This window comes from Kribbella sp. NPDC002412 (assembly GCF_053592935.1).
Map to the genome: position 1 here is coordinate 65,748 of NZ_JBSFBL010000035.1, position 15,287 is coordinate 81,034.

The 15,287-nt window shown below is 70.0% G+C and carries 16 protein-coding genes; 9 read left to right on the top strand and 7 right to left on the bottom strand.

What is annotated here, in order from left to right; all coding sequences use genetic code 11:
• Nucleotides 1-5: 5 nt before the first annotated feature.
• A complete protein-coding gene (locus tag ACWCOV_RS26175) occupies nt 6-899 on the bottom strand; it encodes a LysR family transcriptional regulator (RefSeq protein ID WP_449831947.1) in 894 nt (297 codons plus the stop codon).
• Nucleotides 856-1,113, bottom strand: coding sequence for a hypothetical protein (locus tag ACWCOV_RS26180; RefSeq protein WP_449831948.1), 258 nt, complete (start codon nt 1,111-1,113; stop codon nt 856-858). Before ACWCOV_RS26180 ends, ACWCOV_RS26175 begins: the two co-directional genes overlap by 44 nt.
• A gap of 101 nt (nt 1,114-1,214) precedes the next feature.
• Between ACWCOV_RS26180 and ACWCOV_RS26185 the strand changes: the two genes are divergently transcribed.
• Nucleotides 1,215-2,141, top strand: coding sequence for a LysR family transcriptional regulator (locus tag ACWCOV_RS26185; RefSeq protein WP_449831949.1), 927 nt, complete (start codon nt 1,215-1,217; stop codon nt 2,139-2,141).
• A 91-nt stretch (nt 2,142-2,232) separates the two neighbouring features.
• Here ACWCOV_RS26185 and ACWCOV_RS26190 read toward each other — a convergent pair whose 3' ends face one another.
• The 3 genes from ACWCOV_RS26190 to ACWCOV_RS26200 form a co-directional block, all read right to left on the bottom strand.
• Complete coding sequence (locus ACWCOV_RS26190) at nt 2,233-3,057, bottom strand: aldo/keto reductase (protein ID WP_449831950.1); 825 nt, start codon at nt 3,055-3,057, stop codon at nt 2,233-2,235.
• Between the two features lie 62 nt (nt 3,058-3,119).
• Nucleotides 3,120-4,205, bottom strand: a complete 1,086-nt coding sequence (locus ACWCOV_RS26195; RefSeq protein WP_449831951.1) for a winged helix DNA-binding domain-containing protein — start codon at nt 4,203-4,205, stop codon at nt 3,120-3,122.
• Between the two features lie 31 nt (nt 4,206-4,236).
• Nucleotides 4,237-4,623: a hypothetical protein gene (locus ACWCOV_RS26200; protein ID WP_449831952.1), complete on the bottom strand. Its 387-nt coding sequence runs from the start codon at nt 4,621-4,623 to the stop codon at nt 4,237-4,239.
• Nucleotides 4,624-4,927: 304 nt separating this feature from the next.
• Here ACWCOV_RS26200 and ACWCOV_RS26205 point away from each other — a divergent pair, with 304 nt between their 5' ends.
• A complete protein-coding gene (locus ACWCOV_RS26205; RefSeq protein ID WP_449831953.1) occupies nt 4,928-5,479 on the top strand; it encodes a hypothetical protein in 552 nt (183 codons plus the stop codon).
• A 550-nt stretch (nt 5,480-6,029) separates the two neighbouring features.
• On the top strand, nt 6,030-6,431 hold the full coding sequence (locus tag ACWCOV_RS26210) for a hypothetical protein (protein ID WP_449831954.1): 402 nt from the start codon (nt 6,030-6,032) through the stop codon (nt 6,429-6,431).
• Nucleotides 6,432-6,434: 3 nt separating this feature from the next.
• Here the strand turns inward: ACWCOV_RS26210 and ACWCOV_RS26215 are convergent, their stop codons facing one another.
• Both ACWCOV_RS26215 and tdh read right to left on the bottom strand, forming a co-directional pair.
• Nucleotides 6,435-7,619, bottom strand: a complete 1,185-nt coding sequence (locus ACWCOV_RS26215) for a glycine C-acetyltransferase (RefSeq protein ID WP_449831955.1) — start codon at nt 7,617-7,619, stop codon at nt 6,435-6,437.
• Nucleotides 7,619-8,668 carry an L-threonine 3-dehydrogenase gene (tdh, locus tag ACWCOV_RS26220; protein WP_449831956.1) on the bottom strand — a complete coding sequence of 350 codons (1,050 nt, stop codon included), beginning with the start codon at nt 8,666-8,668 and terminating at the stop codon, nt 7,619-7,621. Before tdh ends, ACWCOV_RS26215 begins: the two co-directional genes overlap by 1 nt.
• Nucleotides 8,669-8,776: 108 nt before the next feature.
• Here tdh and ACWCOV_RS26225 point away from each other — a divergent pair, with 108 nt between their 5' ends.
• The 6 genes from ACWCOV_RS26225 (at nt 8,777) to ACWCOV_RS26250 (ending at nt 15,266) form a co-directional block, all read left to right on the top strand.
• Nucleotides 8,777-9,397, top strand: coding sequence for a class E sortase (locus ACWCOV_RS26225; protein WP_449831957.1), 621 nt, complete (start codon nt 8,777-8,779; stop codon nt 9,395-9,397).
• A 28-nt stretch (nt 9,398-9,425) separates the two neighbouring features.
• Nucleotides 9,426-9,968, top strand: a complete 543-nt coding sequence (pyrE, locus tag ACWCOV_RS26230; protein WP_449831958.1) for an orotate phosphoribosyltransferase — start codon at nt 9,426-9,428, stop codon at nt 9,966-9,968.
• Between the two features lie 4 nt (nt 9,969-9,972).
• The gene (locus tag ACWCOV_RS26235; protein ID WP_449831959.1) at nt 9,973-10,692 is read left to right on the top strand and encodes a hypothetical protein; all 720 of its coding nucleotides are present in this window, start codon (nt 9,973-9,975) and stop codon (nt 10,690-10,692) included.
• Between the two features lie 55 nt (nt 10,693-10,747).
• Nucleotides 10,748-11,575, top strand: coding sequence for a LemA family protein (locus ACWCOV_RS26240; RefSeq protein WP_449831960.1), 828 nt, complete (start codon nt 10,748-10,750; stop codon nt 11,573-11,575).
• A gap of 215 nt (nt 11,576-11,790) precedes the next feature.
• Nucleotides 11,791-14,775, top strand: a complete 2,985-nt coding sequence (locus ACWCOV_RS26245) for an AfsR/SARP family transcriptional regulator (protein WP_449831961.1) — start codon at nt 11,791-11,793, stop codon at nt 14,773-14,775.
• A 113-nt stretch (nt 14,776-14,888) separates the two neighbouring features.
• Nucleotides 14,889-15,266, top strand: a complete 378-nt coding sequence (locus ACWCOV_RS26250) for a hypothetical protein (protein WP_449831962.1) — start codon at nt 14,889-14,891, stop codon at nt 15,264-15,266.
• The last annotated feature ends 21 nt before the right edge of the window (nt 15,267-15,287 follow it).

Below are 15,287 nucleotides of genomic sequence, written 5' to 3' on the forward strand. Positions count from 1 at the left end.
GCGGGTCACAGCTTCTCGGCGACCTCGGTCAGTACGGCGAGGGTCGCGGTGACGAGCGGGTGATCGGCCCGGCTCGAGCGCACGGCGGCGTACACGCGGCGAGTGGGCACGGGCTCGGTCAGCGGCCGGATGACCGCCTGCGCGGGTACGGCGAGGCGCGGGACGAGGGACACGCCACCGCCGGCCGCGACCAGGGCGGCGACGGCACGGAAGTCGTCGGACTGGTGTACGACGCGAGGCTGGAAGCCGGCCTGTTCGCAGGCCAGCAGGACGACGTCGCGGATCGGGTTGCCGGGCGACGGCATCACCCAGTCGTCCGCGGCGAGCATCGGCAACTCGATCACGTCGGCCGCGGCGGCCGGGTGGATCGGCGGGAGGACGGCGACGAACGGCTCGGCGTACAAGGGAATCCGGACCAGGCGCTGGTCGTCCGGGCGGGGCGAACCGCGGTGCTCGACGGCGATGGCGATGTCCGCGTCGCCGTCGAGCAGCTGCGTGACGCCTTGGTGGCCTTCGGCGTCGCGGATGACGAGGTCGAGGCCGGGGTTGGTCTCGCGCAGGCGGGCGAGGGCGGGCGCGACCAGCAAGGTGATCGCGGTCGCGAACGCGGTGACCCGGACCTCTCCGGTCGCACCGTTCGCGTGCAGTCGCATGGCCTCTTCGGCCCGCTCGACCTCGGCGAGGATGGTGTCGGTGTGGGCGAGCAGCAGGCGGCCGGCCGAGGTGATCGCGACGCGGCGGCCGCGGCGTTCGAGCAGCTCCTGGCCGACCTCGGTCTCCAGGGCTGCCAGCTGCTGCGAGACCGCCGAGGGCGTCAGGTGCAGCACCTCGGCGGCCGCGGTCACGGTGCCGTGATCAGCAAGCGCGCGCAGCACCCGCAACCTTCGAACCTCGATCACGAAGCTCAGCTTCGCACAGCTCCTGGCCGCCGCCGCCCAGCAGCGTCAGCGCCGGACGGGTCTCGACGACTTCGGGCTTGAGCAGGCGACGTACGGCGCGGATCGGGTGCCGGCGGGGACGGGGTGGTTCGTACGGGACGGTCGGGGCGTCGGCCATCCCGGACCGGGACTCCACGGCGATCTTGTGGATGACGGTGGCTGGAAAGACGTACATCAGGTGGTTCCTTTCGACCCTTCGACAGTAGGAACCGGAGTGTTGATACGTCCAATGAAAGTTCATCGCGAAGTTGATGTTTCTGGTGCATGATCGTGGTCATGGAACTGCGCCAGCTCAGATCGTTCGTGGTGGTGGCCGAGGAGATGAACGTCGGCCGGGCCGCCGTCCGGCTGCACCTGACCCAGCCGTCGCTCAGCCGGCAGATCGCCGCGCTGGAGCGTGACCTGGGCGTCGAGTTGTTCGCCCGGGTGAAACGCCGGTTCGTGCTGACCGCGGCCGGGGAGAGCTTCCTCGCCGACGCGCAGGACCTGCTCCGGCGCTCCGACGAGGCGGTCCGGGCCGCCCAGCGGACGCAGCGGGGTGAGCTCGGGACGTTGCGGTTGCGGTTCGTGCAGTCGGCGACGTTCGAGGTGCTGCCGCGGTTGCTGGGCACGTTCCGGCAGGCGTACCCGGAGGTCGTGCTCGATCTGGAGAGTGTGACGACGATCCGGCAGACGGAGGCGCTGCGGGACGGCCGCATCGACGTCGGGTTGATGCGCCCGGCAACCCCGGAAGGCGCCCGGACCACGACCGGCCGGACCACCGGTTTGCTGACCCGGGTGGTGTCGAAGGACCCGCTGGTCGCCGTCCTCCCGGCCAGGCACCGGCTGGTACGGCGGAAGCGGATCCGGCTCGCGGACCTCGCCGAGGACCCGTTCGTCTTCTACACGCGACTCAGCGGGCCGGCCGTGTTCGACACGATCGTCGGCTACTGCCGGGCCGCCGGGTTCACGCCGCGGATCGAGCAGGAGGCGGCCGACGTACAGACGATCGTGTCGCTGGTCTCGGCCGGGCTCGGGGTCTCGCTGCTGATCGGACCGACCCCGCCGTCGAACCCGGACGCGGTCGTCTACCGCGAGTTGTCCGACGACTTGCCACCCTGGCAACTCTGCGTGGCGTGGTCCCCGGACAACCGCTCCCCGGTCCTGGCCCGCTTCCTCGACCTCCTGCAACCCGCCACCCCCTCCCAGCGTTCGAGGGGATAACCCCTCGAACGCCGGGTTCTCTGCTCGCATACCAGCGGATAACCCACAAGCGCCGGGGTTATCCCCTCGAATGGTGGCGGGCAGGGGGCGGTCAGCCGAAGGTGTCCGGGTCGCCGCCGGTGCGGACGCCGGTCTCGAGGTCGGCGATCGCGGCCATGTCGTCGTTGTCGAGCTGGAAGTCGAAGACCTCGAAGTTCTCCTGGATCCGGCTCGGCGTCTTCGACTTCGGGATCACCACGTTGCCGAGCTGCAGGTGCCAGCGGATGACCACCTGGGCCGGGGTCTTGCCGTGCTTGTCGGCCAGCGTCTTGAGCGCCGGCTGACCCAGCAGCTCGCCCTGCGCCAGCGGGCTCCAGGCCTGCGTGACGATGTCGTTCTCCGCGTTGAACGCGCGCAGCTCGTCCTGCGGCAGCGCCGGGTGCAGCTCGATCTGGTTCACCGCCGGGCGGATCGTGGTCTCCTCGAACAGCCGCCGCAGCGCCGGCTCGTGGAAGTTCGACACCCCGATCGCGCGGATCCGCTTGTCGGCGTACAGCTGCTCGAACGCCTTCCAGGTGTCGACGTACTTGTCCTTCTTCAGCGACTGCCAGTGGATCAGGTACAGGTCGACGTACTCGAGCCCGAGCCGCTCCAGGCTCTTGTCGAACGCCGCCAGGGTGGTGTCGTAGCCCTGGTCGCTGTTCCACAGCTTGGTGGTGACGAAGAGTTCGTCGCGGGGCAGGCCGGACGCGGCGATCGCCCGCCCGACGCCGGCCTCGTTGCCGTAGATCGCCGCCGTGTCGACGTGCCGGTAGCCGGTCTCGAACGCGGCCGTCACGACGTCGGTGACGAGGTCGTCCTCGATCTGCCAGACCCCCAGGCCCAGCTGCGGGATCTCGACACCGTTGTCCAGAGTGATGGTGGGGACTGTGCTCATCTGTCTATTCCAGCGGGCCGAGGGGTTCCGGCCCAGTCATCCGACGTGTGACAACTACCTCATCAACCGGCCGTAACCACCTCATGGGTCTTCGCATCTGGCTCCAGGAACCGCAGCAGCCCCACTCCCTCGCGCTCCAGCTCGGTCAGCGTCTTCTTCGTCGTCCGGCCGAACGGCGTGAGCGTGAGAGTCGCCACACCACGCTTCGCCGCCGCCGTCCACAGGCCCGCGACCAGGCCGTCCACGGTGTACGTCGCCTTGACCCGCAGGTTCTTGGTGAACACGGCCGGCTTGTGCTCGTCGGCGATGATCCGCTCCCGCTTGGCGTGCGCGAGCAGCAGGTTGTCGAACTCCGGAAGGAACCGGATCGGCGCCGGCGTGTCCGGATCCGGCCGCGGCCCGTCCGGTACGTCGTACAGCGGCTTGCCGGCCTCGTCGGTGAACTCCTCGAGCTCGAGCCCGTCGAACAACGGCTTCGCCTTCGGCAGCCCGGACCAGGTCTGGAAGTCCGCGGGTGTCGCCGGGCCGAACGCCTCCAGGTAGCGGACGACGAGCTCCTCCGGCTCGGCCTTGGTGTGCAGCTTCCCGCCCAGCCACTCCTCGGCCGGGGTGAAGCGCGCGTTGGCCGGCCAGCCCCAGCGAGTGCCGGTCGGGTACATCACCAGGGGGACCATCATCCGGGTGCAGAACCCGAGCGCCCGCTCGTTCACCGCCGGGAATTCCTTCTGCAACGCGTCCCGCACCTCGGTGAACGTCAACGGCTCCTTGGCCAGCAGCTTCCGCGCAGCCTTGACCACCTTGTCCGGCTCGAGCCCCTCCCCGCGCTCCTTGAGCATCTTCAAGCCCGCCTCGAGCACCGGCGCGAGAGTCGTCCGGAACCGCAGGTAGTCGTCAGCGGTCACCAGGTGCAACGTGCCGCGGAACAACGTCGCCCGCACCACCGCGCGGTCCTCGACCGCCTGATCCAGGTCCTCCTCGGCGAACCCGTCGACCCGAGACCACAGCCCGACGTACGGATGCTTGGGCTCCTGTCCCTGCATCCCCACCAACCGCCCGACGGCGTCAGCAACGGACACGTCGGCCCGCTCCGCCAACAGCTGCCGGGCGAGCGTCGCCCGATTGACCGCCTTCGCACTCAGAACCGCCATGCAGGAATCCTGCCCGGCAGCACCGACAAAGTCAGCTGTAGTCCTTCTCGTCGTACTTCGGGAGGCCGAGGAGCCGGCGGATCTCGGCGGCAGGCGCCTTGCCGCTCTCCGCGGAGGCCAGCTTCACATGGCGGGCCATCTCCGCGAGGCTGTCCGCCGCGGCCACCCGTAACCAGTGCGGGCGGGCTGCCGCGTCGGCACGCGCGAGTGCCTGGATCTGAGCCGAGACCTTGGCCGGCCAAGCGACCGACAGCAGCGCCCGCGACTCCGCGAGATTCGCGGCGGCAACAGCTCGCGCTCGCGCCTGCAGGGTCTCCACCGACGCGCCACTGTTGGCGGCCTTCTCGAACCGTTCCAGCGCCACGTTGTACGGCCCAGTCACCTGCAGGTACTTCTTCCCGGCCGCTGCGACAGTCAACCGTGCAGGCTTGGCAGTCGCCACTGGAGCACTCGGCACAGCAGTAGGCGTCACCACACTCGGCGTCGCACTAGGCGTGCTCGACGGGGTAGCCGAAACCGGCTCGTCCTCAGCACATCCCGCGACGCACAACATCACCGCAACCCCGGCAACAACCAGCACCCGACGCATGACGCTCCCTCACCCGGATGGACCGGGTCACTGTAGCCGCAGCGTCCGAATATCGCCCCAGGTGGATGAGGCCGGGGGTGTGGCCGAGGTGCGATGTTCGTCCGGAGAAGCAGAGTGGACGAGGGGACCCGAGATGGCCATCGACACCTTTATCGCCTACGTCGGCATCTATGACGATCTGCGCGACGCGGAAGCGGACTACGAGCTGGTCAAGGATCTGCACACCAAGGCCGGACTGATCGACTCGTACGACGCCGCCGTCATCGAGCGACGTGATGACGGGAAGGTGAAGATCGCCCGCAAGCACGAGACGCCGACCCGGGCCGGAGGGGTGCTCGGCGGCGGCGTGGGGCTGGCGACCGGGTTGGTCGTCGCCCTGTTCCCGTTCGCCGCGATCGGCGGCGGGCTGCTAGCGGCCACGACCGCCGGCGGCGCGGTCCTGGGCTCGGTGGCCGGCCATGCCGCGGCGGGGATGAGCCGCAGCGACCTCAAGGAGCTCGGCGAGCACCTGGACGCCGGCCAAGCGGGCCTGGTGGTCGTCGGCGTGGCGGACATGGGCGCCAAGGTCGAGCGAGCGATGCGGCGGGCGAAGAAGACCGAGGCGAAGCAGCTCAAGGCCGACACCGCCGAGATCGAACGCGACGCGCGCGCCGCGAGCAGCAACCACGGGGACGACGGCAAGTAATGCGCGCCGACGGGTGAGTGGGGGCGTCCCGGTGCCGCTGACGGTACGAGCAGCTGGTCTGGTGGTAATCGCACTGCTGCTCTGTTCCTGTGGAGATACCGGCTCTGCCGACCTGCCAACTCCGACCTCGACGCGTTCGCTGCCGTCTCCGACGGCGACGCTCCCGGACCCCACCCGTTCACCGGACCGCGAGCAGACCACGACCACCTCCGAGCCCACGCGCACCCGGTCACCGGAACGCGAGGAGAACACGTCGCCACCCGAGACCGAGTCGGCGCCAAGTCCGACCAGATCGCGGGACGTCCCGGCGCCGACCCAGTCGGCGCCGGAACCGAGCCCTACCCGGTCTTCGGCACCCCAGGCAGCCCCGTCGCCGACCCAGGCGGCGCCACCGACCTCCGCCCAGTCATCGGAACCTGCGCAGACCACCGCTCCGACGCAGGCGGCCGGCCCGGCAGGCCCGCCGTCGACCATTTCACCGTCGGTCCAGCCCACGTCGGCCGAGTCGGACGGCGCTCCCACCTGGTTGTGGTGGACGCTGGGAGCGGTCGTGCTCGCGCTCGCCGTCGGCATTCCGCTTCTCGTCCGGGCGAGCCACCGCCGGGACTGGCGGGCCGACCTCGCGTCCGCCGAGGAAGAGGTGGAGTGGTTCGCCCGGGTGCTTATTCCGGAGCTCCGTCAGCAACCGTCGCCCGCGGAAGCGGCCGGCGGCTGGAACGTCGCGGAAGGGCGGGTCGCCGCGGTCGAGGATCGCCTGACCGCGCTCGAGCCGGCGGCACCGGACGACTCCGCTCAACAACGAGCGCTCACCCTGCGAGACGCAGTACGAGCGGCACGGGCCGACATCCGGACCCTGCTGGAAGCCGGCCGCCCGGACACGATCGGCCAGGACCTGGACGCGGTTGCCGCCCAGCTCGAGCAGGCCCTTGGCGTAACGGACCCGTTGGCGTGACGGCTACCCGGCGAGCGCGGCGCGGGCCTCGATGAAGGCGGCGATGGCGCGCTCGACGTCTTCGGTGGAGTGAGCGGCGGAGAGCTGGACGCGGATGCGGGCCTTGCCGTGGGGCACGACGGGGTAGGAGAAGCCGATCACGTAGACGCCGAGCTCCAGCAGCTTGTCGGCCAGGCGGCCTGCTTCCGCGGCGTCGCCGATCATGACGGGGGAGATCGGGTGGTCGCCGGGGAGTACGTCGAAGCCGGCTTCGGTCATCTTGGTGCGGAAGAGCTTGGTGTTGGCGGTCAGCTTGTCGCGCAGGTCGCTGGAGCCGCCGATGAGCTCCAGGGCCCTCAGGGACGCGGCGGTCACCGACGGGGCCAGCGAGTTGGAGAAGAGGTAGGGGCGGGAGCGCTGCCGGAGCAGCTCGACGATCTCGCGACGCCCGGAGACGTAGCCGCCGGACGCGCCGCCGAGGGCCTTGCCGAGGGTGCCGGTGATGACGTCGACGCGGTCCTTGACCCCGAACAGGGACGGGGTGCCGGCGCCGTCGGGGCCGACGAAACCGACCGCGTGCGAGTCGTCGACCATGACCAGGGCGTCGTACCGGTCGGCCAGGTCGCAGATCTCGTCGAGCGGGGCGACGTACCCGTCCATCGAGAAGACGCCGTCGGTGGCGATCAGCCGGTAGCGGGCGTCGGCGGCGTCCTTGAGCTGGGCCTCGAGGTCGGCCATGTCCCGGTTCTTGTAGCGGTAGCGCTTCGCCTTCGACAGCCGGATGCCGTCGATGATGCTGGCGTGGTTGAGCTCGTCGGAGATGACCGCGTCCTCGGCGCCGAGCAGCGTCTCGAACAGGCCGCCGTTGGCGTCGAAGCAGGAGCTGTAGAGGATGGTGTCCTCGCTGCCGAGGAAGGTGCTCAGGGCGCCTTCCAGGTCCTTGTGGACCTGCTGCGTGCCGCAGATGAAACGCACCGACGCCATCCCGAAGCCCCACTGGTCCAGGGCGGCCCGGGCGGCCGCGATCACCTCGGGGTGGTCGGCCAGCCCGAGGTAGTTGTTGGCGCAGAAGTTGAGCACCTCGTTGCCGGTGGCAACCGAGATCAGCGACTGCTGCGGTGAGGTGATCACCCGCTCGGACTTGTACAGTCCGGCGTCCCGGATCTCGCCGATGGTCGCCGTCAGGTCGTCCCGCATCCGCCCGAACATCAGTGCTTCTCCTCCAACGTGTCGCGAGTCCAGTCCATGATCACCTTGCCGCACTGCCCCTGCCGGGCGACGTCGAAGGCCCGCTCGAAGTCGCCGTACCCGAACCGGTGGGTGATCACCGGGGTCAGGTCCAGGCCGCGTTCCAGCATCACCGACATCGAGTACCAGGTCTCGAACATCTCCCGGCCGTAGATGCCCTTGATGGTCAGCATGTTGAGCACCACCGTGCTCCAGTCGATCGCGATCTCGTCCGACGGCAGTCCGAGCATCGCGATCCGGCCGCCGTGCGTCATGTTCGCGAGCATGTCCCGCAGCGCGGCCGGCTGCCCGGACATCTCCATCCCGACGTCGAACCCCTCCCGCATGCCGAGGGCCTGCTGCGCGTCCGCGATCGACTCCTCGCCGACGTTGACCGCGCGGGTGACGCCGATCTTGCGGGCCAGGTCCAGCCGGTACTCCGACAGGTCGGTGATCACCACGTTGCGCGCGCCGGCGTGCAGCGCGACCGCGGCGGCCATCACGCCGATCGGCCCGGCGCCGGTGATCAGCACGTCCTCACCGACCAGCGGGAACGACAAGGCAGTATGTACGGCGTTGCCGAACGGGTCGAAGATCGCAGCGACATCCAGGTCGACCGCGTCCTTGTGCACCCACGCGTTGCTCGCGGGCAGCGCGACGTACTCGGCGAAGGCGCCCGGCACGTGCACGCCGAGGCCGCGGGTCTTGCTGCACAGGTGCCGGCGGCCGGCCCGGCAGTTGCGGCAGCGGCCGCAGACCAGGTGACCCTCGCCGCTGACCAGGTCACCGACAGCGACGTCGCGGACACCGACGCCGATCTCGACCACCTCGCCGACGAACTCGTGCCCGGTCACCATCGGCACCGGCACGTTCTTCTGCGCCCAGTGGTCCCAGCTCTGGATGTGCAGGTCGGTGCCGCACAACCCCGTGCGGAGCACCTTGATCAGCACCTCGTCGGCCTCGATCTTGGGCTCGGGCACGTCCTGCAACCACAGACCGGGCTTGGCCTCGGCCTTCACCAGTGCCTTCACGGCACACCTCCACCTTCGACGATCGTCCACATCGTCGTCCCGGGCAACCACCGGCGTCCATCGACACGTCGTACACAGCCTTTGCAGTTCAACTGCATACTTGTCGCCATGCGGGGAGTGGTGCGGGGGCTGGGGATCGTCCTGCTGGTGGCGGGGGCCGGGGTGCTCGGGTGGGCCGCGTGGCAGTACGTCGGCACCGGGATCACCTCGAACCAGAAGATGGGCGAGGCGGAGTGCGCGCTGCGTGAGCAGTGGCAGCAGCCGACGACGGCGGCGCCCACGACCGGGGACCCGATCGTGCTGCTGCGGATCCCGAAGTTCGGCAAGGAGTGGGAGAAGCCTGTCCTGGAAGGGGTCGGCAAGGACGACCTGGCGCGCGGGATCGGGCACTACCCGCAGACCCAGCTGCCGGGCCGGCCGGGGAACTTCGCGATCGCCGGGCACCGGGTCACCCACGGCTCGCCGTTCCGCAAAATGCTCGAGCTGCGCAAGGGCGACCAGGTGATCGTCGAGACCGCGGACGCCGTCTACACCTACGAGCTCGACGGGTCCCCGCGCGACCTGACCGTGAAGCCGGCCGATCACTGGGTGCTCGAGCCGGTCCCTGGCAAGCCGCAGGAAACCCCAGCCAAGTCGATCATCACCCTGACCACCTGCCAGGACCTGTTCCGCTCCCCGGACAGATCAGTTGCTTTCGGTCACCTGGTGAACGTGAGCAAGAAGGCCTGAACTTCCTCGTGATCTAGGCTTGTGCGCCATGAGCTACGACCGGGACGCACTGCTGGAGCAGGTGAAATCCAAGGCCATCGTGCATGGCAAGGTGACCTTGGCATCGGGGAAGGAAGCCGACTACTACGTCGACCTGCGCCGGATCACGCTGGACGCCGCCGCGGCCCCGCTGATCGGCCCGGCGATGCTCGAGCTGACCAAGGATCTCGAGTACGACGCGGTCGGCGGACTGACCCTCGGCGCGGACCCGGTCGCGATGTCGATGCTGCACGCGGCCGCCCAGGAAGGCCGTCGGCTGGACGCGTTCGTCGTACGCAAGGCCGAGAAGACGCACGGTCTGCAGCGGCGGATCGAAGGACCGGATGTGAAGGGCCGCCGGGTGCTCGCGGTCGAGGACACCTCCACCACCGGTGGCTCGGTGCTGACCGCGGTCGAGGCGTTGCGGGAGGCCGGGGCCGAGGTGGTCGCGGTCGCGGTGATTGTGGACCGGGCGACCGGGGCGCAGGAGAAGGTCGAGTCGGAAGGCCTGGAGTACCGCTCGGTGTTCGGTCTCGAGGACCTGGGTCTCTGATCCGATGGAGCTCAACCCGGTCGTGATGATCCTGATCGCCGTCGTGGTCGGCGCCGGGATCTTCTACTTCAACTACCTGGCGGCGAAGAAGCGCCGCGAGCAGTTCGCCGCCTTCGCCGCCCAGAACGGCTGGTCGTACGTCCCGGCCAACAACGGGCTGGCCAACCAGTGGGCAGGCACGCCGTTCCAGGCCGGTGACAACCGGCGCGCGACGAACGTGTTGTCCGGCGCCTTCAACGGGCACCAGATGGTTGCCTTCGACTACAGCTACCAGACGCACACCAGGAACTCGAAGGGCCACCGCCGGACCACGACGCACAAGTTCGGCGTCGTCGTACTGCGGCTGCCCGGTGCGCTGCCGCACCTGGAGGTCACCCACGAGGGGATCTTCGGCGGGGCGGTGGCGAACGCGTTCGGGTTCCGCGACATCCAGTTCGAGAGCGACCAGTTCAACCGGGCGTTCCGGGTGAAGGCGGACGACGAGCGGTTCGGGCACGCGGTGGTCACGCCGCGGATGATGGAGCTGCTGCTGGCCCGCGGCGAGATCGGCTGGCGGGTGGAGGGCAACTCCCTGGTCGGCTGGGACCAGGGCGCGCACAACCCGGTCGAGGTGATGAACCGGCTGTCGCTGCTGCAGCAGGTTCTCGAGCAGGTCCCGCCGTACGTCTGGCGCGACTACGCCGGGGTGGACCCGCGCGCTCAGCAGCCGCCGCGGAGCCACTGACACGGATCAGCCGTAGAGTCGCTTCTGAGCATCGCCAACACTCGGGAGCAGGGGAATGCTGACCTTCGTCATCATCGCGGTCGTCGCGGTCGTCGTGATTGTGGGACTCGCGCTGATCGTCTCGTACAACCGGTTCGTCAAGCAGCGGAACCTGATCCAGGAGTCCTGGCGGCAGATCGACGTCGAGCTGCACCGGCGCTACGACCTGATCCCGAACCTGGTCGAGACGGTCCGGGCCTACGCCGCGCACGAGCGGCACGTGTTCGAGGAGGTCGCCCGGCTGCGCACCCAGGCGGTCAACGTGCAGGGCGCCCCGCCGGAGCAGCGGGCCGCGGCGGAGAGCGAGCTGTCCGGTGCGCTGCGTCAGATGATGATCTCCGTCGAGGCGTACCCGCAGCTGCAGTCGAACCAGAACTTCCTCAACCTGCAGCGCGAGCTGACCGACACCGAGGACCGGATCGCGGCCGGCCGGCGGTTCTTCAACGCCAACGTGGGTGACTACAACACCCGGGTCGAGGCGTTCCCGTCGAACCTGATCGCGAACGGCTTCAAGTTCGAGAAGGCCGGCTACTTCGAGGTCAAGGACGAGCAGGTCCGCTCGGTCCCGCAGGTGTCGTTCGGCACCATCGGCTCGGTCGCCGGCGAGCAGGCGCCGCCGCAGATGCAGCCGGGGCCGCAGTCGTCCGGCCAGATCCACCCGCAGATTCCGGGTGACCAGGGCAACTACCAGGCGCAGCCGCAGTTCCCTGGCTACCAGGGTCAGCCTGGGCAGGCGCCGTACCAGGGGCAGCCCGGGTACCAGGGCCAGCCACCGGTGGGCGGCCCGCCTGCGGGTTCCCCCGCGCCGCAGGACGGACAGCCGCCGTTCACCGGTGACCGGTAGGCACCGGTTCCCCGTGGTCCGGGTCCCCCGAACCCGAACTCTCGCCCAGTGCCAGACCCGGGAGCGACGGCGGTCAGTCGCCACACCCGGGCCTGCCCTCCCCCCGGTACCTGTGTCAACAGTGCCGCACTGAGATACATCCGGCGTACATCGGCCTTTCCGGCGGGTACAGCGGGATGCCACGATAGGGCGGTTCGAGTGGAGAGGGCAGGCGAGTGGACAGTCTGAGGTACGGAATCCTCGGACCTCTGCGCCTCGTCCACGTCCAGGGCCAGCCGCTCCGGGCGGCCAAGCCGCGTCAGCTGCTGGCAACGTTGCTCCTGCACCCGAACCGGTTCGTCTCGACCGATCTGATCGCCGACGCGCTCTGGGAGAGCAGTCCGCCCCGCTCGGCCACGGCGAACATCCGCACCTACGTCCGGGCGCTACGCGGTGTCCTGCAGGACGCCGGACTGCCCGCTCCGATCGACACGTCGGCCGCCGGCTACAGCATCGAGGTCGGCGTCGACGAGCTCGACGCGAGCCTGTTCGAGTCGCTGCTCGCCGAAGGCGGTCACCTCCGCGATGCCGGTGAGGGCCGCCAGGCCATGCAGGTGCTGTCCCGGGCCTACGCGCTCTGGCGTGGCCGCCCGCTCGAGGACCTGTCCATCCCAGCCGCCTGGGAGGGCTCGCTCGCCCGTCTGGAGGCGCAGCACCGCGGTCTGGTCGACACGCTCCTGGATCTGCGGCTGGAGCACGGCGACGCGAGCGGTGCGGCCGTCCTGCTCAGCGAGCGCCTCACTGATGACCCGTACGACGAGCAGCTCTGGCGGCGACTCATCGACGCCCTCCTGGCCGCCGGTCGGGTCGGCGAAGCGCGGGCGGCGTATGCCAAGGCCGTGCAGACGCTCGCTGATGAGCTCGACATCAAGCCCGGCCCGGAGCTCGAGGCCGCCGGCGCCCGAGCCCAGAACGGCCGCTCCGCCAACTGGCCCAACCCCGGCATCCCAGCCGCGCGTACGACGGAACGCGGCCAGCCCGACATCGCACAGCCGGGCCCGATGGCGGCGCCGGAGCTGACTGATCCGCAGCGACCACCGAGCCAGCTCCCGCTCGACCTGCCCGACTTCAGCGGTCGTCAGGACCAGCTCGACCAGCTGCGCGACCTGGTCTGCGGCCGCGACCCGGTGCGTCCGCCGATCGCGGTGATCTCGGGCGCACCCGGCACCGGGAAGACCTCGCTGGCGGTTCGGCTCGGCCATCTGGTCCGGGAGTACTTCCCGGACGGGCAGATCTACCTGGACATGCACGGCGCCACGCAGCCGCGGGATCCGGCGGCAGCGCTCACCGACCTGCTGCTCAGCCTCAACCTGCCCGATTACGCGATCCCCACCGACCCCGAGCGGCGGTCGGCGATGCTGCGGTCCGAGCTGGCCAGCCGCCGGGTGCTGATCATCCTCGATGACGTGGCCACGGCGAGTCAGGTGACTCCGCTGATGCCAGGCACTGGCGCGTCCGCGGTCGTCGTCACCAGCCGCAACCGGCTGATGGACCTGGCGGGTGCGGACAGCATGCCGCTCGACACGTTCGACGACGCCGAGGCGGCTGCGCTGCTCGACCTGGTGGCCGGCGCCGGCCGCCTCGACCGCGCGTCGCCCGCGGCCGAGGAGATCCTGGCTGCCTGCGCGAACCTGCCGCTGGCGATCCGGATCGTCGGCAGCCGGCTGGCCCAGCGGCCGGACCTGAGTCCGCGTGAGCTGGCCCGGCGGTTGCGCGACGAGACGTCGCGGCTCGACGAGCTCAGCATCGGCGAGCTCGCCGTACGGACCAGCGCGGATCTCAGCTACGACGCGCTCAACCCGCAGGAGGCTCGGCTCTACCGGCTGATCGGCCACTTCGCGGTCGGCGTGTTCTCGGCTCGCGCGCTCGAGACAGTCGCGTCGGAGGCCGCCGTACGGCGCAGTCTGGATCGGCTGATCGAGGTCAACCTGGTCCGGATCAGCTCGGTCGACCACCGCGGTACGGCGCGCTACCGGGTCCACGACCTGCTCCGGCTGCACGCGATCGGGGTCGGCGACGAGGAGCAAAAGGCGCAGGCGGTCCGGGACGTCACCACCGTGCTGGACGCGATCCTGAACAAGATGCGCCGGGCCAACGCCGCGCTCGCCTTCGAGTACTTCGGCGCCATGGAGCACACCGGCCCGGTGACCGGACCGGATCCGTCGCCGTTCACCGAGACCGACGCGATCGCGTGGTTCGACAGTGAGCGCAGCACGTTCGTGCCGGCGATCCGGGCGGCCGCGCAGAACGGGCTGCACGACCAGGCATGGCGGATCGCGTCCGCGTGGGCGCCGTACCTGGACATGCGCGCGGGCTTCGAGGACTGGAACGGGTCGCACCAGCAGGGCCTGCTCAGTGCGATCGCCTGCGGGGACCGGCGCGGCGAGTCGATCATGCACCGCAACCTCGGCCAGCTCGCGCTCTACCAGGACAACTGGGACGCCGCCTGGCATCACCTGGACACGGCCGCGCAGCTGTCCGCCGAGGTCGGCGACCGGCTCGGCGAAGGCATCGCGAAGGTCGGCCTCGGCACCTGGCTGCGCGAACGCGGCCGGCCGGACGAAGGCCTGAAGCAGTACGAGAAGGCGGTCGAGGCGTTCGTCGAGGTCGGCAACGCGAACGCCGAAGCCCTCGCCCGCACCGCGATCGCGAACATCTGGCTGACCCGCGACGACACCGCGACGGCCGGGCGCTACCTGGCCCAGGCCTTCCTGATCGCCGTACGGCGGGTCGACAGCCATCGCGAGGCCAAGGTACGGCGACGGATCGCGGCAATGCGGTCCCGCCAGGGCAGGTACGACGAGGCCGTCCGGCAACTGCGGACGGCGCTGAAGATCTTCAACGCCATGGGTGACGACCACTGCGCGGCGTACACCCGGGCCGATCTCGGGCAGACGCTGATGGAACGTGGTGAGGTCGCGGCGGCGCGGAAGATGCTGCTGGACTCGATCGACATCGGCCATCGGCTGGGCGACCGCAGTGTCGAGGGCCAGGCGGCGCAGCACCTCGGGCAGCTCTACCTGTCCACGGGCAACCTCGACTCGGCCCGCCGTACGCTCGACCGGGCCGCCCGGGTCTGGCAGCAGGCCGGCAACGACATCCGCGCCGCCGAGTGCCGCCGCGAGCTCGCCACTTTCGACACCACCACAGCAGCCGGCTGAATGTACGGCGGGTGTATCCCCGTCGACCAGGATCTGTCTCACCACGGCAACACAGGCCGGCGGGTTCGGGGGACTCGGGGGAGGAACTGGCTATGGCCTGGGGGGAGGTTGTCGTGGAACGGCGGGTGGCGAACCCGCGGGACATCGAGGCGGCGCTGAACTGGCAGCTGGAGCGGGTGGGATCGACGGCCTGGCAGGACTGGCCGCTGAAGTTCCAGCGGATGGCGTTCGGCTACGCCCAGGACAGCGGCTGGCACGATCCCGCCGACGCGGTGCGATGGCTCGACCACCATGCCCTCCTCGAAGAGGGCGCGGTGCCACGGGGGGCGCTGGTCTGGTACCAGGCGGCAGACCGGATCCGAGTGGCCTGCTCACTCGGCTCCGGCCAGGTGGTCGGCCCCCTCCTCCGCGCCCCGGTCGAAGTAGCCCCCCTCACCACCCTCACCACCGACTGGGTCTGGTCCCACCCCCACTTCCCCTTCGCCCACTGAGCGGCCCCGATAATTGCCCCT

What these genes read in the sequence shown, in the direction of transcription:
- ACWCOV_RS26235 (WP_449831959.1), top strand. Translation starts at nt 9,973, where the DNA reads ATGGAGCTCAACCCGGTCGTGATGATCCTGATCGCCGTCGTGGTCGGC.
- pyrE (WP_449831958.1), top strand. Translation starts at nt 9,426, where the DNA reads ATGAGCTACGACCGGGACGCACTGCTGGAGCAGGTGAAATCCAAGGCC.
- ACWCOV_RS26185 (WP_449831949.1), top strand. Translation starts at nt 1,215, where the DNA reads ATGGAACTGCGCCAGCTCAGATCGTTCGTGGTGGTGGCCGAGGAGATG.
- ACWCOV_RS26195 (WP_449831951.1), bottom strand. Translation starts at nt 4,205, where the DNA reads ATGGCGGTTCTGAGTGCGAAGGCGGTCAATCGGGCGACGCTCGCCCGG.
- ACWCOV_RS26205 (WP_449831953.1), top strand. Translation starts at nt 4,928, where the DNA reads ATGGCCATCGACACCTTTATCGCCTACGTCGGCATCTATGACGATCTG.
- ACWCOV_RS26225 (WP_449831957.1), top strand. Translation starts at nt 8,777, where the DNA reads ATGCGGGGAGTGGTGCGGGGGCTGGGGATCGTCCTGCTGGTGGCGGGG.
- ACWCOV_RS26180 (WP_449831948.1), bottom strand. Translation starts at nt 1,113, where the DNA reads ATGTACGTCTTTCCAGCCACCGTCATCCACAAGATCGCCGTGGAGTCC.
- ACWCOV_RS26240 (WP_449831960.1), top strand. Translation starts at nt 10,748, where the DNA reads ATGCTGACCTTCGTCATCATCGCGGTCGTCGCGGTCGTCGTGATTGTG.
- ACWCOV_RS26190 (WP_449831950.1), bottom strand. Translation starts at nt 3,057, where the DNA reads ATGAGCACAGTCCCCACCATCACTCTGGACAACGGTGTCGAGATCCCG.
- ACWCOV_RS26215 (WP_449831955.1), bottom strand. Translation starts at nt 7,619, where the DNA reads ATGTTCGGGCGGATGCGGGACGACCTGACGGCGACCATCGGCGAGATC.